Annotated in this window: 16 protein-coding genes; 6 read left to right on the top strand and 10 right to left on the bottom strand. The window is 72.5% G+C overall.

The window, feature by feature from the left end; translation table 11 throughout:
* Positions 1-120 precede the first annotated feature (120 nt).
* On the top strand, positions 121-1,080 hold the full coding sequence (gene dapD, locus O7624_RS20565; protein ID WP_282236929.1) for a 2,3,4,5-tetrahydropyridine-2,6-dicarboxylate N-succinyltransferase: 960 nt from the start codon (positions 121-123) through the stop codon (positions 1,078-1,080).
* A gap of 47 nt (positions 1,081-1,127) precedes the next feature.
* Here the strand turns inward: dapD and O7624_RS20560 are convergent, their stop codons facing one another.
* A complete protein-coding gene (locus tag O7624_RS20560) occupies positions 1,128-4,457 on the bottom strand; it encodes a S8 family serine peptidase (RefSeq protein ID WP_282236928.1) in 3,330 nt (1,109 codons plus the stop codon).
* A 140-nt stretch (positions 4,458-4,597) separates the two neighbouring features.
* Here O7624_RS20560 and O7624_RS20555 point away from each other — a divergent pair, with 140 nt between their 5' ends.
* A complete protein-coding gene (locus O7624_RS20555) occupies positions 4,598-5,155 on the top strand; it encodes a sugar O-acetyltransferase (RefSeq protein ID WP_282236927.1) in 558 nt (185 codons plus the stop codon).
* Positions 5,156-5,258: 103 nt separating this feature from the next.
* Positions 5,259-7,889, top strand: a complete 2,631-nt coding sequence (locus tag O7624_RS20550) for a hypothetical protein (protein WP_282236926.1) — start codon at positions 5,259-5,261, stop codon at positions 7,887-7,889.
* Here O7624_RS20550 and O7624_RS20545 read toward each other — a convergent pair.
* The 3 genes from O7624_RS20545 to O7624_RS20535 are packed head-to-tail and all read right to left on the bottom strand — an operon-like array spanning position 7,866 to position 10,219.
* On the bottom strand, positions 7,866-8,513 hold the full coding sequence (locus tag O7624_RS20545; protein ID WP_282236925.1) for a nucleoside/nucleotide kinase family protein: 648 nt from the start codon (positions 8,511-8,513) through the stop codon (positions 7,866-7,868). The genes O7624_RS20550 and O7624_RS20545 overlap by 24 nt on opposite strands.
* Positions 8,513-9,160 (bottom strand): SIMPL domain-containing protein, encoded by a 648-nt coding sequence (locus tag O7624_RS20540; RefSeq protein WP_282236924.1) that lies wholly within the window; start codon positions 9,158-9,160, stop codon positions 8,513-8,515. The genes O7624_RS20545 and O7624_RS20540 overlap by 1 nt, the downstream gene beginning before the upstream one ends.
* A 48-nt stretch (positions 9,161-9,208) precedes the next feature.
* On the bottom strand, positions 9,209-10,219 hold the full coding sequence (locus O7624_RS20535; RefSeq protein ID WP_282236923.1) for a prephenate dehydrogenase/arogenate dehydrogenase family protein: 1,011 nt from the start codon (positions 10,217-10,219) through the stop codon (positions 9,209-9,211).
* A 347-nt stretch (positions 10,220-10,566) separates the two neighbouring features.
* On the opposite strand from O7624_RS20535, the gene O7624_RS20530 reads away from it, so the two are divergent.
* Positions 10,567-12,411, top strand: coding sequence for a M48 family metallopeptidase (locus O7624_RS20530; RefSeq protein ID WP_282236922.1), 1,845 nt, complete (start codon positions 10,567-10,569; stop codon positions 12,409-12,411).
* 91 nt (positions 12,412-12,502) lie between these two features.
* Here the strand turns inward: O7624_RS20530 and dapC are convergent, their stop codons facing one another.
* Positions 12,503-13,606 carry a succinyldiaminopimelate transaminase gene (dapC, locus tag O7624_RS20525; protein ID WP_282240695.1) on the bottom strand — a complete coding sequence of 368 codons (1,104 nt, stop codon included), beginning with the start codon at positions 13,604-13,606 and terminating at the stop codon, positions 12,503-12,505.
* A complete protein-coding gene (fdxA, locus tag O7624_RS20520; protein WP_091422126.1) occupies positions 13,603-13,929 on the bottom strand; it encodes a ferredoxin in 327 nt (108 codons plus the stop codon). Before fdxA ends, dapC begins: the two co-directional genes overlap by 4 nt.
* A gap of 79 nt (positions 13,930-14,008) precedes the next feature.
* Between fdxA and O7624_RS20515 the strand changes: the two genes are divergently transcribed.
* Entirely contained in the window at positions 14,009-15,019 is a 1,011-nt protein-coding gene (locus O7624_RS20515; protein ID WP_282236921.1) for a GNAT family N-acetyltransferase, read from the top strand.
* A gap of 10 nt (positions 15,020-15,029) precedes the next feature.
* Here the strand turns inward: O7624_RS20515 and O7624_RS20510 are convergent, their stop codons facing one another.
* The 3 genes from O7624_RS20510 to mshB all read right to left on the bottom strand — a co-directional run bounded on the left by O7624_RS20510 (position 15,030) and on the right by mshB (position 17,015).
* Positions 15,030-15,494 carry a hypothetical protein gene (locus O7624_RS20510; RefSeq protein ID WP_282236920.1) on the bottom strand — a complete coding sequence of 155 codons (465 nt, stop codon included), beginning with the start codon at positions 15,492-15,494 and terminating at the stop codon, positions 15,030-15,032.
* A 112-nt stretch (positions 15,495-15,606) separates the two neighbouring features.
* The gene (locus O7624_RS20505; protein WP_282240694.1) at positions 15,607-16,041 is read right to left on the bottom strand and encodes a hypothetical protein; all 435 of its coding nucleotides are present in this window, start codon (positions 16,039-16,041) and stop codon (positions 15,607-15,609) included.
* Between the two features lie 14 nt (positions 16,042-16,055).
* Positions 16,056-17,015: an N-acetyl-1-D-myo-inositol-2-amino-2-deoxy-alpha-D-glucopyranoside deacetylase gene (gene mshB / locus O7624_RS20500; RefSeq protein WP_282236919.1), complete on the bottom strand. Its 960-nt coding sequence runs from the start codon at positions 17,013-17,015 to the stop codon at positions 16,056-16,058.
* 86 nt (positions 17,016-17,101) lie between these two features.
* Between mshB and O7624_RS20495 the strand changes: the two genes are divergently transcribed.
* Positions 17,102-19,249 carry a prolyl oligopeptidase family serine peptidase gene (locus tag O7624_RS20495; RefSeq protein WP_282236918.1) on the top strand — a complete coding sequence of 716 codons (2,148 nt, stop codon included), beginning with the start codon at positions 17,102-17,104 and terminating at the stop codon, positions 19,247-19,249.
* An 8-nt stretch (positions 19,250-19,257) separates the two neighbouring features.
* On the opposite strand, the gene O7624_RS20490 is transcribed toward O7624_RS20495, so the two are convergent.
* Entirely contained in the window at positions 19,258-21,000 is a 1,743-nt protein-coding gene (locus O7624_RS20490; RefSeq protein ID WP_282236917.1) for an ABC transporter substrate-binding protein, read from the bottom strand.
* Positions 21,001-21,011: the final 11 nt, after the last annotated feature.

The following is a 21,011-nucleotide window of genomic DNA, read 5'->3' as shown; positions in this document are numbered from 1 at the left end:
GCACGGTACCGTCACAACCGGCGACCGTGAGACGCGAGCCCTTCGACGCAGCACGAGGCGTGGGCCGGAGAGCCGCAGTCGCGAGCAGCAGCAGCCCGCAGGGGAACGAGAGGTGAGTAAGTGACGTCCACACAATCCGCGTGGGGCATCGGCCTGGCCACCGTCACCGCCGAGGACCAGGTGCTCGACGCCTGGTACCCGACCGGCAAGCTGGGCCTCGGCGAGCTGCCGCTGGTCGCCGGTGAGGACGAGGCCGACGTGCTGGACCTGCCGCCCGGCGCGATCGGCGACCGAGCCCTGCCGGGTCTGCGTACCGTCCAGGTGGTCACCGTCATCGGCTCGCTCGACGATCCGATCAAGGACGCGGCGGACGCGTACCTGCGGCTGCACCTGCTCTCCCACCGCCTGGTGCGGCCCAACGAGATCAACCTCGACGGCATCTTCGGCAAGCTGGCCAACGTGGCCTGGACCTCCGCCGGGCCGTGCCCGCCGGAGCGGGTGGACGAGCTGCGCGTCATCGAGCGGGCCGCCGGCCGCCACCTCGGGGTGTACGGGGTGGACAAGTTTCCGCGGATGACCGACTACGTGGTGCCCTCCGGGGTGCGGATCGCCGACGCCGACCGGGTCCGGCTCGGCGCGCACCTCGCCGCCGGTACCACAGTCATGCACGAGGGCTTCGTCAACTTCAACGCCGGCACGCTCGGCACCTCGATGGTCGAGGGGCGCATCGTGCAGGGCGTGGTGGTGGGTGACGGTTCGGACATCGGTGGCGGCGCCTCCATCATGGGCACCCTCTCCGGCGGCGGCACCGACAAGGTACGCATCGGCGAGCGGAGCCTGGTCGGCGCCAACGCCGGCGTCGGCATCTCGCTCGGCGACGACTGCGTCGTCGAGGCGGGTTGCTACATCACCGCCGCCTCGAAGATCCGTCTTCCGGACGGCCGGGTCGTCAAGGCCCGCGAGCTGTCCGGCGTCGACGGGTTGCTGTTCTGGCGCAACTCGGTCTCCGGCGCGCTGGAGGCCCGTCCCCGCGCCGGCCGGGGCATCGAGCTGAACGCCGCCCTGCACGCCAACGACTGAGGCCCCCGGCGGGGCGGGCCTGATCGGGCCCGCCCCGCCGGTGCGGCTCACCGCAGGCGGTACGCCTGGATGATCCGCTGGGTGACGGTGTTGCCGTCGGTGTCGCGGGCGGTGGCCCGCAACGACACGTGGCCGGTGCCGCGTGGGTGCTGCACGGTGGCCTGCCAGCCGCTACCGACCTTGCGTAGCTTGGCGCGCTGCCAGCGCTTGCCGCCGTCGTAGGAGACCTCGACGGTCAACGACGCCGTCTTCGCCGCCGGTGCGCCGGGTTGGCGCTGCACCGCGACCGGAATCACGAAGGACCGGCCCGCCGGTGCCGCGTTCCGCTCGTCCAGCCGCGGCGCGAACCGGATCGCGGAGGCGGGCAGCCGCACCGGGTCGTCGCCGCGTACGTGCCGGGACCGGAAGGTCCAGGTGGTGGCAACCTCCGTGCTCAGGTCGCTTACCGTACGTTTCGCCGACGTCTCCAGCCGGTACCTGGCGGGACCGGCGGGCACCTCGAACTGACCCCAGCCGGGATCCTCGGACTCATTCACCAGTTTGCCGTTGCGGTACAGGGCGGTACGTCCGGCCTCCGTAAGCGAACTGCCCAGGTGTCCGGCCGCGTCGCTGTACAGCGGCACGGACAGCGTGATCAGGTCACCCTGCCGGGTCAGGCCGTCGTCCGGCCAGCGCGGCACCGGGAACGACTGTCCGTGGGGCGCACCGTTCCAGACCTCCCGGTAGGTCCGCCCGGCCCGGTACGTCGTCGGTTCCGAGAAGAGCACGGCCACCGGTTCGAGCCAGGGCACGTCGTCGCTGCGCGTGCCGAACCACAGCTCGGTGCTCCAACGCACCGCCCCGGTGTTGTAGTACTCGACCCGCTGACCCGGTACCGCGGAAGGCAGCCCGACCGCCCAGCCGCCCAGGTCGGGCTCGAACAGGGCGAAGGACATCCGCTCGGCGAGCGTGCCGGGGTAGCCGTCCCGGAACGTCTGCTTGACGGTGGCCAGGTCACTGCTGCGGTAGTGCCGGGTCAACCCGGCAGGCATCCGGCCCGGCGCCATCTCGGCGAGGGCGTAGAGATACGGGCTGCTGGCCGCCTCCAGGTCGGCGAACTGGCTGCTGAACACGGCGAAGAAGTGGTCTGCCGCAGTCCGGCCGCCGAGCTGCCCGGTGAACAGCCCACCGAAGTCGTCGGCGACCGCACCGAACCCGGCTATCCCCTCGTCGAACAGGAAGTACGCGTCGACGGCGACGAGCGCCGGCGTCGCCGACCGGTCCGGCACGGTCATCCGCACCGGCTTCGCCGTACGCGCGTCCACCACGGTCTCGGCGTCCGACTCCACCACCAGTTCCGGCTGGGTCATCAGCACCAGTTCCTCGCTGGCCTCGTCGAACAGGAAACTGGCCAGCCCGTACCGCCCCTTGGGCACCCGCACCTCGGCGGTGCCGTCCGGGTCGGACACGAAGATGTCGGTGAAGTCGTCCAGCCCGAGCAGGAAGGTCGCGTACTCGTCCGGCACGGCACCCTCGCGGCTCAGGTGTCGCACGGTCAGCGTGTAGCTCTCCACCTCCTTGTGCACCGCCACCGGCGTGATCGCCACCAGGTCACCGGCGCGGGCGACCACCCGGCCGGTGTAGTGGCCGTCCGGGCTGTCGACGCTGGTGTCGACGGTGACCGTGGCGGACGCGGTCCCGCCCGCCGGCACCTGGACCTGCTGCGTACCGAGCGTGAACACACCGGCCGGCGCGGGTTCGCCGTCCGGGCCGGTGGCCTCGATGCTGAGGTCCAGGGTGAGCGGCGCGGTGCCGGTGTTGCGCCAGGTCACCTCGCGCTGGATCGGTTCGTCGTCGGCGTGCGGCCAGAGCGTGCGGCCGAACGAGACGCTCGCCGGCTCGCTGACCACCGACTGGTTGATGGCACGCGCCACGTCGACCCGGCCGGCACCCTGCTGGTACGCGGTCAGGTCCGGATGCGGCAGGGCCGAGGCCATCAGGGTGGCCTTGAGCCGCTCCGCCGTCGCGTCGGTGTGCTGCTGGGCGAGCAGCGCCGCCGCACCTGCGACGTGTGGTGCGGACATCGAGGTGCCGGAGAGCGAGACGTACTGCTCGCCGACCGGATCACCGAGCTGCGTGCCCTCCCCCCGGGCGGCCACGATGTCCACTCCCGGGGCGGTGATCTCCGGCTTGAGGGCGTCGTCACCGACCCGCGGGCCCTGGCTGGAGAAGTCGGCGAGTTGGTCGTCCCGGTCGACCGCGCCGACGGCGAGCGCGGCGTCGGCGCTGGCCGGCGAGCCGACCGTGCCGGTCCGTCCGGCGTTGCCGGCGGAGATCACGAAGAGGGCACCGGTCTGCTCGGTGAGCGTGTTCACCGCCTCCTCAAGCGGATCGACCTCCGGAGTGTCCGCCCCGCCCAGGCTGAGGTTCACCACGTCGGCCTCGACCTCGGTGGCGGCCCACTGCATGCCGGCCAGGATGGCCGACTCGGTGCACCCGTACTCCTCGCAGACCTTGCCGGAGAGCACTGTCGCGTCGGGTGCCACACCCCGGTTGCGGCCGTCCGAGGCGGCGCCGCTGCCCGCGATGATCGAAGCGACGTGGGTGCCGTGCCCCACGATGTCGCCCGGATTCGTCTCCTCGGTGAAGTTCCTCGACTCGGCGACCCGGCCGGTGAGGTCGGGATGTGCGGCGTCGACGCCGGTGTCCAGCACCGCCACGCGTACCCCCTGACCGGTGAAGCCGGCCTGGTGGGCGGCGGGCGCCCCGATCTGCGGCACGCTGTGTTCCAGCGTCAGCTGCCGCCGGCCGTCGAGCCAGATCCGCTCGACACCCCCCGCCGCGTCGAACCGGGCGCCGCTGGCACCGGCGACCGTGGCCCAGACCTGGCCCACGCGTTGCTTGTCCGCGGTGGCCGCGACACCACCGATGGCCGTCAGGTCACGGGTGACGGTCACCCCGTCGGGTGTGCCGGCCCGCCGGGCGTTCGACCCGTAGGTCATGAGCAGCGGCAGGTCGTCGCGGTGCGCGTCGTCGTAGCCGGCGGCGATCAGCCCGGCCACGTCGAAGAGCCGGCGGTCGACCCGTCCGTCGCGGATCAACGGCAGGGCGTCCTGCGGCACCACCCAGAGGTGATCCCGCTGCCGCTGGGTGAGAAAGCGGATGCCGTCGCGGCCCTCGGCCGGACGTACGCTCGCCCCGCGCGCGGTGACCGTGACCTGGTCACCGGTGACCAGGGTGACGGTGGTGGCACCGCGGCCGGCGTCCGGCCTGTCGGTCAGGGACTGGGTCGGTAGGGCCGCTGTCGGCGCAGCCGGTGCGGCCGTGGCCGCCGCCGGTACGCCGAGCACCAGACCCAGCACGAGTCCGGTGGCGGTCAGTTTGCTCCTTCGTCGCAACTGAATCCTCCTCTGGAGCGTCTACATCGATGTAGGACACATCGACTCTCATCACACTTGCATACTGAGTATGCAAATGGGAGTCAAGAATTCGACGAAGTTGAGTCCTTGCCGCGACGGCGCCGGGCATGATCGGACGGATGACGTCCATGAAGGAACGCATGCTCGCCGGTGAGCCCTACCTGGCCGACGACCCGGAACTGATCGCCGACCACCTCCGTGCCCTGCGCCTGATGGAACGGATCAACAACAGTGGCGTCGACGATCAGGAGGCACGTCAGGCGGCGCTGCACGAGCTGCTCGGCGAGCTCGGCGAGGAGACCGGCATCCGGCCACCCTTCTACTGCGACTACGGCTACCACATCCGGATCGGGCCCCGCAGCTTCGTCAACTACCACGCGGTCTTCCTCGACGTCGCACCGATCACCATCGGCGCCGACGTCCAGATCGGCCCGAACGTGCAACTGCTCACCCCCACCCACCCGGTGGATCCGGAACCACGTCGGGCGAAGTGGGAGGCGGCCCGACCTATCACCATCGGTGACAACGCCTGGCTCGGCGGCGGAGCGATAGTCCTTGCCGGAGTCACCGTCGGTGACAACACAGTGGTCGGGGCGGGTGCCGTGGTGACCCGTGATCTTCCCGCCAACGTCGTCGCGGTCGGTAACCCGGCTCGCCCGGTACGCCAACTCAATTGACCCTCGATTAACCTTCTACCTGCGCAAACATCTCCCTGGCGAGTGGCGACCAGTGCACCGCATCGGGCACTGTAGGTGACAGATGCGTCACCGGGAGGCTCACATGGGAGGCCGGATCCTCGAACTACGCGTACACGGAGTGTCCAACACACCGCCGGCCGAGACCCTGGGGCTGACGGCTGAACCCGGGGGTGAGTCACCTCAGCCACGGCTCGTCGCGGGCGGCCCGGTCACCGGTTTCTACCGCTCTGCGGCAGCCGCGCCGCTCGACCCGATCGTTGTCGAGGCGTACAGCTGGGGGCAGTTGACCTCCGGCGCGCGAACCGCACGCGACGTGGAGCGGGCCCTGTGGACGCTGCTGCTGCCCTTCACCCTGGCCAACGTGGCGCTGCACGCCCGTCCGGGCATACCGGCGGACCCCACCACCGAACGGCTGGCCAGCCGCTCCGGAATGACAGCCTGGCTGATCAGGCTGTTCTGCCTGAGCCTGACCGGCACCCCCGTGCTGGCCATGACCGGCGTAGGAGTCGATCTCATCGGCTGGCAGTGCGTGGACGAGGGCTGCCTGAGCCGGATTCCGGGCCCGTGGGAGTTCCTCGCCGGTTCCTGGTGGCAGCAGGGCGGGCGGGCCCTGGCCGTCGGCCTGACCGTGCCACTCGCCATGATCGGAGTGCTCGGCCTGGTCACCTGGCGGACCTACCAGTACGAGGCGGTGATGCCCGCCGACCCCACCACGAACCCTGCGGGACGCCGTACCCCGCCGCCGGCGGACGTCGACGTGCCGGTCGGCCAGCCGGCGCAGGAGCCGCCGCCCGTGCCCGAGCCACCACCCGGCCCCCCGACCAATCCCCTCCAGGACCCCACGTTCTGGTGGGGGGAGGGACAGCTTCGTCGGGCGGCCGTCCTGCACCTGTGCACCGGCACGGTGGTGGCGGCAGCGGTTCCGCTCGGCACGGTCACGGTGCTCGACCCGCCACACGGCGCACGGGCGGTGCTCACCTGGACGGCCGTGGCCGCCTTCATCGCCGTCCTGACGGTCACGCTGGTGGCCATCGGCCGACCCTTCCTGACCCGACGCGACGGTGCCACCCCGCTCGGCCGATGGAGCATCGCGGTCATCCTCCTCACCGGACTCGGCCTGGCCGGCACCTTCGCGGTGCTGCTGCTGCCCGACGGCACCGCAGGCAGCGCGCTTGCGGAACTGCGTCCGACCGCCGGCTGCGACCTTGATCCCACCCAGCCCGGATGCCGGACTGACCGGTCGCTGCCGGGCTTCGACCGGGTCATCGCGTGGCTGGGCACCGGCCAACTGCTACTGCTCATCGCGATCGGCGCGACCGCCCGCTCCGGACGGCGCGGCGGCGCCACAACGGCCGCCATCGCGCTGCTGATCGCCCTCGGCGCCGCCTGGTGCCACGGTTGGCTGCCTGCCGCACCACCGGCCCCAGTGACGCTGTGGCAGTTCGCCCTGCCGTTGCTCACCCTCGCCACGGTCGGCCTGCTGCTGCCCCGGATCCGCCCCACCACGGTCAAGCAACCCCTCGAACCGCACACCGACCTGGCCTGGCGCGGCCGGGCGCCCGCCGTCATCGCCGGCTTCGGCTGGCTGCTCAGCCTCGCGTACAGCGCCGGCGTGCTCTACTGGGTCGCCAACCGGCTCAACGGCGGGGACACCTCCGCCGGCCGGTCCGTGGTGGTCACGCCAGCACCGGTGGCCTGGGCCGGCCTGACCTTCGCCGCCGCACTGCTGATCCTCGCCCTGGTCGCCGTCCGCGCCGTGGTGCTGTTCCACCGGCTGCGCCGCCGGGAGTACGCCCGGTTGAGTGCCCGGGGCGGCCGACTGTCCGCACACGACCTGCGTCGCGCCCGGGACGTCAGCACCCACCAGGCGCTGCACCGACTGGTCGGCGAACACGCGCTGCGCCTGATCGGCTGGTACGCCGGCGCGATGGCCGTCGTCGCCGTGGTGAGCTGCGTGGCCGTCCTCTCCGCGGCCCGCCCGCAGAACGTGACGACAGGCGGAACAACCGTGGTGATCAAGGCGGTGGGTGACGTCGGCGACGCGCTGCTCGGGTTGCTTCCGGTGGCGGTGGCCGCCGTCGGCCTGCTCGTCTACCGCAAGAACGCCATCCGCCGCTCCGTCGGCGTGGTCTGGGACGTGGGCACCTTCTGGCCGCGCGCCGCCCACCCACTCGCGCCACCGAGCTACGCCGAGCGGGCGGTGCCCGAACTGCTCACCCGCACGGCCGGGCTTATCGCACTGGCCGAGCACGACCCGCGCCGGGTGGACGGCATCATCCTGTCCGGGCACAGCCAGGGCACGGTGATCTGCACCGCGGTCATCCTTCAGATGCCGAACCGGTGGCGGCGCCGGATCTGGTTCTTCTCCTACGGCTGCCAGCTGACCCGCCTCTACGGCCGGATCTTTCCCGCCTACTTCGGCTCCGACCGGCTACCGGTGCTGGCCGAGGCGCTGACCCGCCCGGGTGGCGGCACCCGATGGACGAACTTCTGGCGGGACACCGACCCGCTCGGTTGGCCGGTCACCGCCGGGGAACGGGACATCGCGGTGACCGACCCGGAGGCACTGCATCCGAGCGACGGCGAAGTCGCCGACCCGCCGATCCGCAGCCACAGCGGTTACCCGGAGGCCGCCGAGTTCCAACGGGAGAGATCCCGGGTGGCGTGGCTGCTGCGGCGGGCGGTCCCGTCACCCCGGCGGGGGCTCGGCTAGGCGTACCACCAGGTCGGCCCGGTCGGCGGTGTCGGCCACCAGCGCCGCGTTGACCTCGTCGCTGCCCAGCGCCCAGGCTCGGGCGTCCTGCTCCGACCGGCCGTAGGCCATGTGTCGGGCGACCAGCCGCTGCCGCCGCAGGTCGGCGTCGAGGTCCAGGAACCACGCCTCGTGCAGCAGGGCGCGTATCTCGTCCCAGGGCCAGTTCGGAATCAACAGGTAGTTGCCCTCGGTGACCACCAACCGGACCTCCGGCGGCACCTCGATCGCACCGGCGATCGGCTCCTCCAGATCCCGGCGGAACTGCGGCGCCCAGACCGACGTCGGTTCCTTGCGCCGCAGCCGACGCAGCAGGGAGACGTAGCCGTTGGCGTCGAAGGTGTCGACCGAGCCCTTCCGCAACTCCCGGCCGAGCCGACGCAACTCGTCCTGTGCGAGGTGGAAGCCGTCCATCGGCACCAGCCGGGCCGCCGGGCCGACCGCCTCGACCACCTGTGCGGCCAGCGTGGACTTGCCGGCGCCAGGTGCCCCGGTGATGCCGAGCAGTTGTCTCGGGCCGGCATCGGCCAGCCCCCGGGCCCGCTCCAGCAGCGCCTCGACCGACAGCACCTGCGCGACGGTCATCAGGACAGGACCGGCCGGCTGATCGTGAACCGGGCCCGCACGGCCGCGTGCACGCCCTGCGGCTGCGGGTCGAGTTCCAGCTCCGGGGTGCCACCGGCCTCGACGCCACCGGCGTCGAACGCCATCCGAGCCATCATCGGTTGAGCGGTGCCGCCCTCGTCGGACAACTCGACCAGGTCGGTGACCTGGGCGCCGAGCGCCTCGGCGTACTCGCGGGCCCGCTGCAACGCGTCACTGATCGCGGTGTGCCGGGCCTGCCGGTAGGCCGGGCTGTCGGGACGCAACGACCACCACGGGCCCGCCACCTCGACCTGATCCTGGTCGGCCAAGCGCAACATCAACTCGCCGAGGGCGGTGAAGTCGCTGACCGTCACGGTGGTGACCACCGAACCGTGCCAGGCCACGACCCGTTCCCCGGAGCGGCGCGTCTCGGGGCGCACCCGCAGCTCGCCGGTCTCGCGCCGGTCGATCGTCGGGCCGTACGAGTCGAGCAGGACCCGGATCGCCGCGGCCCGCTCGGCCAGCCGGGTCAACGTCGGCTCCCGCTCCCGGTCCCGGGCCAGCGCGGTCACCGTGAACCGGGCGAGTTCCGGCGTGACCTCGCGGTACGCCTCGCCACGTACGGTCACGACTGGTCCGTCCACCATGCCCTCACCCTACTGGCGGGCCCGTCGCCGCGCCCACCGATGAGCCGCTCAGGGCTGCGGGAGGTGGGCGACATAGGAGACGGTGCCGGCCACGTCCCGACACCCGCTCAGGTGGCCACCGGCCGCTCCGATGCCGTGCAGCCAGGCCACCTCGGCCGGTTCCGCACCCGGCGGAAACGACCTGACCTGCTCGTCGTACGGGCGGCCGGCCAGCTCGGCGCGGGCGGCACCGGCCTCGGTGTAGCGGGCGGTGAGGGCGTCGGCGTCGTCGGAACGCAACGCGCCGGCCAGTTCGTCGAGGAAGGCGGTGACCTGGTCCAGCGCGGCCAGCACCTGGTCGCGGTTGCCGCGCAGCATGTTCCCGGTGCGTTGCGCCGGGGTGCCGGCGACCCGGGTGCCGTCCCGAAAGCTTCCGGCCGCCAGCGCCAGGACCGCCTCGCGCAACGGCGATCGGTGCGCCGCACCGGCAAGCGCCCCGGCGAGCAGGTGCGGCACGTGCGAGGCGAGCGCCACCACGGCGTCGTGCCGGTCCGCCGCCATCGGCACCACCCGGGCGGCGAAGACGTCGGTGACCAGGGTGGCGAGGCGGCGGAACGCGGCCAAGCCGTCGGGTGCGGGGCAGAGCACCCACGCAGCGCCGGTGAACAACTCCGGCAGCGCCGCCGCGAGCCCCGCCCGGTTGGTACCCGCCATCGGGTGTCCCGGCACGAACCGGCTGGTCAGTCCCTGTTCCGCGGCGAACCCCGCCAGCTCGGCCTTGGTGCTGCCCACGTCGGTGAGCAGGCAGTGCTCGGCGGTGGCGGCGGCCACCTCGACCAGGGTCGCGGGCAGCGTAGGCAGCGGCCCGCCGAGGAACACCACGTCCCGGTCGGCCACCGCGTCGGCCAGCCGGTCCGCCGTCGGTACGCCGGCCAGTCGGGCCTGCCGGCGGGTCCGCTCGTCCGGATCCCAGCCGGTCACGTCCACTCCGGCGGCGTGCAGCCGGAGCAGCACCGAACCACCGATCAGGCCGGTGCCGACCACCGCTGCCCGCAGCCGTGCGTCAGCCCTGAGCACCATCCGCGTACCTCGGCGTTCCCGTTGCGTCACGGAGCCGGCCGGCCCCGCGGCGGCGTGCCTGCCGGATCCCGCCGCACTGCCCCGAAGGGCCGGCGGCACGCCCTGCGTCCGCGCCCGAGGATATCGCCGGCCGGCACGACGCCCGGCAGCCGGCTGCACCGTCCAACCGGTACGCGTCGCCCGGCGGTCAGACTCCCCCGTGCGCGCCTGTCCTCCTGGGATGCGGGCCGGCAAGATCGAAGAGCCGGCCGAACCGGACCGGATGGGGGTTGTCCGGCAAACCTCCACGTCGTACGGTCCGCTCCGCCGCCCGCAGCCGCGCGGGCACGGAACGGGGAGGAACGGCCATGGCCGCGACGTACCGGGCACTCGCCTCGGTGGTCATGTTGATCGGGTTCTACGTTGTCGCGCTGCTCCAGCTGGCGGCCGTCGCCGCCCTCGGCGTCTGGTTGTACGGCCACACGAACGGACTGGTCACCGGAAAGCTGCTGCTGCCGCTGATCGTCGCGCTGGGTGCGGTGGCGGTCGGGCTCTGGCGGGCGATCCGGACGAAGAACGAGCCGGCGCCGGGCCTGGTGCTCGACGTGCGGGAGGCACCCCAGCTGTGGGCCACCGTCCGGGAACTGGCCGACGCGGTCGGCACCCGGGCGCCGGACGAGATCCGGCTGGTGCCGGAGGTGAACGCGGCGGTCGGCGAGCAGAGCCGGCTGCTCGGGCTGATCGGCGGGCGGCGCACCCTCTACGTGGGTCTGCCGCTGCTTCAGGCGATGCGGGTCGACCAGCTCCGCTCGGTGCTGGCCCACGAGTTGGGTCACTACTCCGGCAAGCACACCCGACTCGGTGGCGTCGCCTACCGGGGGCGGCTGGCGATCGAGGGCACCATCGAGCGGATCAAACCGCGCAACCCCATCGGCCTGGTCTTCAAGGGGTACGCGAAGCTGTACCTGATGGTCGACAACGCCGCGTCACGACGGCAGGAGCTGGAGGCCGACCGGGCCTCCGTCCAACTCGCCGGCCACGAGGCGGCCACGTCCGCGCTCCGCAGCCTGCCGGCGCTCGACGCGGCCTGGAACTTCTTCACCGGCCGGTACGTGGAGTCGGGCTGGCAGGCCGGCCTCGCTCCGGACGATCTGTTCGGCGGCTTCGGACAACTGCTCCAGGCCCGCCGGGACGAGATCGCCAAGCTCCAGCAGGACGTGCCGGACCGCGAGACGTCCCGGTGGGACACCCACCCCCCGATCGGTGTCCGGATCGAGGCGATGACACAACTGCCGGCCGGAACGGCCGGCACCGACGACCGTCCCGCACACGTGCTGCTCGCCGACGTCCCGGACGCCGGCCGCCGGTTGCAGAGCCTCGTCATCGACATCGGCAACCGTCAGGTGCTGCCCTGGCCGGAATTCACCCACGCGGCGATCGCCGCCGGTGGGCAGCGCCAGGCGGACGGCATCTACCGGGCGGCCGGCCGGTTCACCGGCGACCCCGAACCGGGTCTGGCAACCGTCCTCGACCTGGTGCGGGCGGGTCGCCTGGGCGAGTTCGCCGAGCAGTTCTTCAGCGATGCCGACCGCCAGGAGGCGGCGGCCCGGTTCGCCGGGCCGATGGAGATGCTGCTGGTCAACGCCGCCATCCGCGCCCAGCGGGCCCGCTGGCAGCTGTCCTGGAGCGGTCCGGCCCAGTTCGTCGGCGTCGGCGGTGAGCCGTTGGACCTCGCCGAGATCGCCAAGCTGGCGGTCTCGGCGGAGACCCTCGACGAGGCCCTGGCCCGGCTCGCCGAGCTTGGCGTCGACCCCTCCACCGCGACCGTGGTGCAGAGCCGGGCCACCGCCGACAACGCCGGCGTCATCGGCGCCATCGGCAACGTGAAGGTCGACGGCGTGCAGCACGACCTGCTGATCCTCGACCGCGGTCTGATCCTGGTCGGCGGCCCGGGCAAGGCCGGCGACGGCGAGAAGCGGCTCAAGAACCTGCTCGAATCGACGCCGGTGGCGACGTTGGCCGCCCGACACCAGTTCCTCCCGTACGAGGAGATGGTGTCGGTGCAGGTGACCAGGCAGATCCCGCTGAAGGCCGAGGTGACGCTGCACGGCGGCCGGACGGTGGCGCTACAGGAGTTGTACGGCAGCGTGCTGCTGGAGCGGCACAGCCGGGACAACCTGCTCCGGGTGTTCGAGCGGATCAACGAGGACTGAGCCGCCGTCGAGGCCGCTCCCCGAGCGGATCGGGAGCGGCCTCCACGGCGGTCGGGATCCCGGGCCGGGACGCCACCGCCTTCGGACGTGGTCAGGCCAGGCGGGCGGCGACCGCCGCGATCCGCTCGTCGGACTCGGTAAGCGCCGCCCGGACGTACTGCCGCCCGCCGGGACCGTAGAAGACACCGGCGGCGACCAGGATGCCCCGCCGGGCCAGCCAGTCGACGGTGGCCCAGCAGTCCTCGCCGCGGGTCAGCCACAGATAGAGCCCCGCCTCGGAGTGCTCCACGGTGAAACCGGCGTCCACGAACGCCGCCCGCAGCGTCTCGCGCCGCGCACCGTACCGCTCCCGCTGCTCGTCGGCGTGCCGCTCGTCGCGCAGGGCCGCCACCATGGCCGCCTGCACCGGCGCCGGTACGATCATGCCCGCGTGCTTGCGGATCTTGAGCAGCTCGGCCACCAGGGCCGGATCGCCGGCCACGAAACCGGCCCGGTAGCCGGCCAGGTTGGAACGCTTGGACAGCGAGTGAACCGCCAGCACGGAGTCGTACGAGCCGCCACACACCTCGGGCGACAGCACCGACACCGGCTCGGCGTCCCAGCCCAACGGCAGGTAGCACTCGTCGCTGGCCACCACCGCACCGCGCTCACGGGCCCAGTCCACCACCTTGCGCAGGTGCGCGGCCGGCAGCACCCGGCCCGTCGGGTTGCCCGGCGAGTTCACCCAGACCAGGCGTACCCGGGACGTCGGACCGACGGCGGTCAGCGAGTCGGCGCGCACCGTGGTGGCGCCGGCCAGCCGTGCGCCGTCCTCGTAGGTCGGGTAGGCGATCGACGGGACCACCACGACGTCGCCGGGCCCCACCCCGAGCAGGGTGGGCAGCCAGGCCACCAGTTCCTTCGAGCCGATCGTCGGCAGCACCCCGAACCCGTCCGGGCCGGCGCCACATTCCCGCGACACCCAGCCCGTGATCGCGTCCCGCAGCGCCGGGGCACCGGCGGTCAGCGGGTAGCCGGGCGCGTCCGCGGCGTCCGCCAGGGCCTGCCGGATCACCTGGGGCACCGGATCGACCGGCGTACCCATGGAGAGGTTGATCAGGCCGTCCGGATGCGCCGCGGCCAGCGTGGCCGCGGCGTCCAGGGTGTCCCAGGTGAACTCGGGCAGTCGCGACGAGACCGGGGCGGGCCGGTTCAGTGGCCCTCGCCGCGGGGCGGCTGAGCGGCGACGAAGGTGGCGTCCTTCTCCACCTTGCCGATCTTCGAGGCCCCGCCGGGCGAGCCGAGCTCCTCGAAGAACTCGTAGTTGGCGCCGGTGTAGTCCTTCCACTGCTCCGGGACGTCGTCCTCGTAGAAGATCGCCTCCACCGGGCAGACAGGCTCACAGGCACCACAGTCGACGCACTCGTCGGGGTGGATGTAGAGCATCCGATTGCCCTCGTAAATGCAGTCGACCGGGCATTCCTCGATGCACGCCTTGTCGAGCACATCCACGCACGGCTCGGCGATGATGTAGGTCACCGGTCTTCTCCTCCGCAAGACATGCCGCGATCACCCGCGACGGTAAGAGCCTAGTATCTCGCCGGGGAGGAGGTCGATCGTGCTCCGAGAGCAAGACTTGGGACACCGAATCGTGGTGCGGCGTCGCGTCGGCGTACGCGGTGGTCGGCCGGTCTACTCCGATGCCCTCGGTGAGCTGGTCGAGCTGACCGAGACGCATCTCACGCTCACCACCCGACAGGGGCGGCTGCGCGTGCCGATCGCCGAGGTGCACCGGGCCAAGCGGGTCCCGGCGGCCCGGCGGCCGACCGCCGCCGCCATGGTCGAGCTGGAACTCGCCGCCGACGAGGCGTGGCCGGCCCCCGTGCGGGCCCGGCTCGGTGAGTGGCTGCTGCGGGACGCCGACGGCTGGACCGGCCGGGCCAACTCGGCGCTTCCGGTGGGTGATCCGGACCGTCCGCTGCCGGCCGCTGTCGACGCGGTCGAACGCTGGTACGCCGGCCACGGACGGCCGGCCATGGTCAACACGCCGCTGCCGCTGGCCGCGCCGGTCGGCAGCGAACTCGACCGGAGAGGCTGGGGTAGTCGCCCACCGGTGCTGGTGCAGACGGTCCCACTCGCCGCCCTCAGCGCGTCGGCACCGCCCGACGCGGTCGCGGGCGCCGCCGGCATCCCCGGCGACCCGACCGGCAGGGCTGGCTCGGCCGGCCCGGTGGTCGAGTTGGCCGCGGCACCGTCGGCGGACTGGCTGGCCGTGGCCGCCGGTCGCAAGGGCGGGCTGCCGGACGCCGCCCGACACGTTCTCACCGCCGTGGACCAGATCCGCTTCGCCCACGCGTACGTCGACGGCACGCTCGTCGGGATCGGCCGGGGCACGGTCACCGGCCAGGGGCGCTGGCTCGGGTTGTGCCTGATCGAGGTGCTGCCCGCCGCACGCCGGCAGGGACTGGCCGTCCGGCTGATCCGGGCACTCGCCGACTGGGCCGCCGACGCCGGTGCGACCGACGCGTTCCTCCAGGTCGAGCAGAGCAACACCGGTGCGGTAGCGCTCTACCGCAAGCTGGGCTTCACCACCCACCACACCTATCTGACCCGCGTCGCGCCGCAGTGACCTCCGTCGGTCAGCGGCGGACCACGCGGCGGGGCTTGGCCGCGGTGGTCTCGGCGTACCGTTGCAGGCTGCGCGAACGGTAGTCGCGACCGAGCGTGACCAGCAGCAGGTAGCCCAGCATCGTCCCGACGGTGGTCGCCACCAGGTAGAGGCCGATCTGCGCGAAGAACGTCCCGCCGCCGCCGGCGAACGGGTTGTCACCGACCAGCAGCGGCCCGATCAGCACGGTCAACCCGACTGCGATTCCGATCGCGGCGGCCACCTCGCCGGCCCAGCGGGCCAACGGACGTCGCTCGCCCCAGACGAAGGCGACACCGGCCAGCATCAGGCCGATCACCACGAACATCCCGAGCGACACCCGGTCGGCGACACCGTCGTTGCCGTCGAAGCCGAACCGGATGACCAGCCGGGCGACCACGTTGACCGCGAACAGTGCGATCGCGAGCACCCCGACCGCACGCCACCGCTGTCCCATCACATGCCTCCCGCCGTACGGCCCGCCCGGATGGCGGGTCTCCTGGCAGGAATATCTACCACCCGGCGCTGAGCGACGTCAGTACCGTCCGGAGGCCGGAGCCGGTGCGAGACTACCGACCGGAGGCCGGGGCCGGCGCGAGGATCGACCGGAACGCCATCACCGTGAAGGTCATCGCACCGCCCACCACCAGGGTGAGGCCGACCCAGTTGCCGACGAGCAGCACGTCGCCCTCGCTGGTCCGGTCGGCGGCGATCACCATGATGGCCACCCAGGGCAGCGCCGGCAGTGCCACCGCCCAGCGACGGCCGACGGTCTCGACGGCCAACCAGCTCAACGCGATGTTCGCCGCCACGGCCACGAGCACCGTGACGCCGATCAGGTATCCGCCGATCCGCAGCGGGGCGAGCAGCAGTTCCAGCACCGCGCTCAGCATCGCCGCCAGGACGGCGAACATGCCGCCGGCCACCCGCAGGCCGAGGTCCATCGGACGTCGCCACCTCCGGCTCGGCCGGGGCGGCTGCTGCTCCTGCGGGGCGACCGACATCGCGGCGGGCAGGGTCACCGGTGACCGGCCGGGGTGACCGGTCTACTGCCGGAGGTGCCGACGACGTCCGGGCCACCGGCCGCGTCCGGCGCTGCGGCGGCCAACCCGGCGAACAGGTCCGACTCCCAGCCGTACGGGCCGCTGCCCGGCCCTTTCTCCCCCAGCGCCAGGGTGAAGTACTCCACCCCCATGAACTCGGCGCCGAAATTGCCGGCGATCGAGTACAGCCAGGAGGTGGCCGGGATCTGGGTGGCATGAGCGCGCATCGCCGCCTCCTTCGCGGCATGCTGCTCGGTGGCGTCGATGCGGGCCGCGATCTCCTCGTCCGGCGTGCAGAACGGCAGCTCGGTGGCGTCGGCGATGCCGGCGAAGGGGTTGTCCGACGCCTCCGCGAAGTGCGTCAGGCCGGCCTCCAGCACGCTTTGCGGCATCGCCGTCCAGTAGACCTTCGCCGGTGCGAGCCCTTCGGCGGCGGCCAGCTCGACGGCCCGCATCGTCACCCGGTGTGCCTGGATGTGGTCGGGGTGGCCGTAGAAGCCGTTGTCGTCGTACGTGATGACCACCTGCGGGCGTACCTCCCGGATGATCTCCAGCAGATACCCTGCGGCCTCGTCGAGGTCGGCGCCCCAGAAGGCCCGGGGATGCTCGTTGGTCGACAGGCCCATCATCCCGGAGTCCCGGTAGCGGCCGGCCCCGCCGAGGAACCGGTGGTCGGTGACGCCCAGTTCGGCGCAGGCGGTGGCCAGCTCGGCGATCCGGTACCCGCCGAGCTGGTCGGCCTCGGCCGCGGCGAGCCCGGCCAGCTCCGGTACGTGGATCTCACCCTCCTCGCCCAGGGTGCAGGTCACCAGGGTGACGTGGGCACCCGTGGCCGCGTAGTGGGCCATCGTCGAGCCGGTGCCGATGGACTCGTCGTCGGGATGCGCGTGGACCAGCAGCAGGCGGCGGTCAGTCAGCGTCGTCACGACGGTCACTCTAACCGGCGGTTCTCGCCTGCCGGCCCAGACGCGTCCGCGCAGGTCGCTCACATCGGGCCCGGTACCGGCCTACGATCTGGCCTGTGGACTTTCCCGAGCTGGCCGCCCGCACCCGCAGGTTCAGCCACGGGGCGCCGCGTGCCGTCTCCGTGGCCGACGACGGTGCGCGGGTGGTCTTCCTACGCTCGGCCGGACCGGAGGACCCGGCCGACGCGCTCTGGCTGCTGGACGTGGCGACCGGCACGGAACGGCTGGTCGCCGATCCGGGCACCCTGCTCGGCACCGACGCCGACCCCGACAAACTGAGCCCGGGGGAACGCGCCCGGCGGGAGCGCCTGCGGTTGACCGCCTCCGGCATCGGCTCGTACGCCCTCGACGCCGCCGGACGGGTCGCGGTGTTCGCGCTGGCCGGGCGGCTGTTCCGGGCAGACCTGGTGCACGGCGACGTGATCGAGGTGCCCGCCGTCGGGCCGGTGCTCGACCCACGGCCGGACCCGAGCGGGCAGCGGCTGGCCTACGTGACCGACGCCGCCGAAGGGGTACGTCGGGGCGAGCTACGGGTGATCGACACCGACGGCGCCGACACCATGCTGGCCGGCGAGGACTCCGGCGTGCTCTGGGGACTGGCCGAGCACATCGCGGCGGAGGAGTTCGACAGGCACCGCGGCTACTGGTGGGCACCCGACGGCCGGTCGGTGCTCGCGGCCCGGGTCGACGAGTCCCGGCTGCCCCGCTGGCACCTGCACGATCCGGCACAGCCGGCCAGCCCGCCGACCAGCGTCGCGTACCCGGTGGCGGGTGGTTCCAACGCCGAGGTCAGCCTGCACCTGCTCGACCTCGACGGCGGCTGGGTCGACGTGCACTGGGACCGGGAGACGTACCCGTACCTGACCGCGGTGCACTGGGGTGAGGGCGCCCCGCTGATCACCGTGCTGCGTCGCGCCCAGCAGCACGGGCTGGTGCTCGCGGTCGATCCACGTACCGGGGAGACCCAGGTGCACGCCGAACTGGCCGACCCCCGCTGGGTCGAGCCGATCCTGGGCACCCCCGTGCACCTGCCCGACGGGCGGGTGCTGGTCGGCGGCGAGCTGGCCCACGACGGGTACGACGCACGCTGCCTGTTCGCCGACGGCACGTTGCTCACTCCACCCTCGCTGTACGTGCGCCGGGTGGTCGGCCGGCTCGCCGCCAGCAGTGGTCCGGCGGACCTGCTGGTCGAGGCGAGCGACGGCGAGCCGAGCGAACAGCACCTGTTCCGGGTCCGGACCAGCATCGGCGGCGGCGTGGACGCCCGCCGGCTGACCAGCGACGCCGGCTGGCACGTCGGTGCGGTCGGTGGCGGTGTGCTGGTCATCGGCAGCGCCTCGCTGGATCACCCGGGCGTCCGGTGGACGGTGCACCAGGGCGATCGCGAGGTGGGCACGCTGCGGTCGCTGGCCGCCACGCCCAGCTACTCCCCGCTGCCGCTGCTGGAACGGGTGACCGACCGTCGGCTTCCCTCGGCGGTGCTCTACCCGGACAACCACGTCACCGGCCGTCGGCTGCCGGTACTGCTGGACGTCTACGGCGGCCCGGGTCACCAGGAGGTGGTGGCCGCGCGCTCGGCCTGGCTGGAGCGGCAGTGGTGGGCCGACGCCGGCTTCGCGGTGGTGGTCACCGACAACCGGGGTACGCCGGGCATCGCCCCGTCCTACGAGAAGGCCATCCACCGCCGGGTGGCCGACGTGATCCTGCTCGACCAGGTGGAGGCGCTCACCGCGCTCGCCGACAAGCATCCGGACCTGGACCTGGACCGGGTCGCGGTGCGCGGCTGGTCGTTCGGTGGCTGGCTGGCCGGCCTGGCGGTGCTGCGGCACCCGGAGCTGTTCCGGTGCGGCATCGCGGGTGCGCCGGTCACCGACTGGGCCCTGTACGACACCGCGTACACCGAGCGGTACCTGGGTCTGCCCGCCGACGGCGAGGACGTCTACGCGCACCACTCGCTCGTGGAACTGGCCGCCGAGCCGGTCACCGATCCGGCGCACGCCCGACCGCTGCTGCTGGTGCACGGCATGGTCGACGACAACGTGGTGGCGGCGCACACGCTGCGGTTGTCGGCGGCGTTGCTGGCCACCGGCCGGCCGCACTCGGTGCTGCCGTTGACCAGCGGCACCCACATGGCCGCCGGTGGCCTCGCCGAACGCCTCCTCCGCCTGGAACTCGACTTCCTCCGCACCCACCTGGGGATGTGAGTCGGGGCCTACGGTTCGACGTGGGCGTTGACCAGCGACGGGTAGCCGAAGACGCTGGAGACGAAGGCGCCGCCGGCCCTGGAGCCGTGCACCAGGTAGGCCACGTCGACGTAGAGCGGGACCACCGGGGCGTGCTCCCTCATGATCCGCTCATCGAGTCGCGCCCAGTGTGGGCCCTGTTCGCTCGGTGGCAGCGCGAGGATCCGGTCGAACTCGGCGTTGATCGTGGCATCGTTGAAGTACGACTCGTTGCTGTTGCCGGTGGCTCGGATGGCGCGACCGTCGTAGAGGACCGGCAGGATCGACGCGCCGCTGGGCCAGTCGCCGGCCCACGAGCTGAGATAGAGGTCCCACGGGTTGCCTCTCTTCTTGATCTCGTCGAACTTCGCGTCGTCCGGGATGTTCCGGATCGTGATGACGAATCCGGCGCGCTCCAGGTTGCCCTTGAGCTGCGTCGCCACCTGCTGCTCGACGGAGCTGTCGGCGGCGCCGAGGACCAGTTCGGGGCGCTGCCCGCCGAGCAGTTCCCGGGCCCTGTCCGGGTCGCCGTTCGGCCCTGCCGGATACGCGTCGTACGCCCGGTGCCCGATTGTGGCCGGTGGCATCAGCGTGGTCATCGGCACCGCGACGTGCGGCCCGCCGAGCACCTTCACCAGACCCTCCCGGTCGATGGCGTGGTTCAGCGCCTGGCGCACCCGCAGATCGGTGACCCGCTCGTTGTTGATGACCAGGTGGTTGGCGCTCGGCGTCGGCGACAGCAGCGTCCGGGACCGCAGCGCCGCGTCACCCGCGACCCGGGCGACCAGCGAGGCGGGCACGTAGTCCCAGGACAGGGCGCTCCGGTCGGTGCCGTTGTCGGCGATGATCCGGTTGGCAGCGGCGTCCGGGGTCGCGCCGAAACTCCACACGAAGCGGTCCGGGTACTGGTGGCGTACCGGATCCGTGCCGGCGTCCCAGTGTTCGTTGCGCTCCATCACGATCTCGATGCCCGGCCGGTAGCGGGTGACCTTGTACGGCCCCGACGAGAAGGGCGCATTGCCGAGGTTGACCCCGGTGTCCCGGTCGGGTGGCAGAGGCGCGGTCGACGGCAGTGACGCCGCGAACGGCAGGTCGCAGCGGGGCCTGGCGAACTCGAAGCGCAACGTCCGGGCGTCCGGCGTGGTCAGCCCCGGCGGCAGCGAGCCGCGGTTGGCGGTGAAGTCCCACGCGGTGTCGTACTGCGGCGTGTCGGCCAGCCACTCCTGCAGGTAGGTGGGGCCGCCGGCCAGGTCCGGGTCGAAGGACCGGGCGATCCCGTACGCGATCTCCCTGGCCGTGACCGGTCGGCCGTCCTCGAAGCGCACCCCGTCCTTGACGGTGAACTCCCAGACCCGGCAGTCGTCGTTGACGTCGCGGCCGGATGTCTCGGCGAGATCACCGACCAGCGTCAGGTTGCCCGCACCGTCGTCCTTCCAGGTGGTGAGGCTGCGCGCGACCAGCGGTACGGCCATCAGGCCGGCGAACGAGTAGGTCCGTTGCGGATCCAGGTGGGAGATCGGCGTTTCGCGGAGGACGGTGAAGGTGCCACCACGCCGCGCGCCCGCCAACTCCGGCGCCGGGCCGGTCGAGTCCTTCGGGTCGGTGGCGATGACCCCGGTGGGTTGCCGGCCGGAGTCCACCGACGGGCTCCCGCCGGTGTTCGCCGGGCAGGCGCTCAAGGCCGCCACCAGCGCAAACGCGCCACTCACCGCAACCGCCACCCGTGGTCGCATCTGTTGCCTCC

This window comes from Verrucosispora sp. WMMD1129 (assembly GCF_029581255.1).
GTDB classification, from domain to species: Bacteria; Actinomycetota; Actinomycetes; order Mycobacteriales; family Micromonosporaceae; genus Micromonospora; species Micromonospora sediminimaris.
The sequence above is the reverse complement of the archived record's forward strand: the minus strand, read 5'-3'. Positions and strand labels throughout refer to the sequence as shown.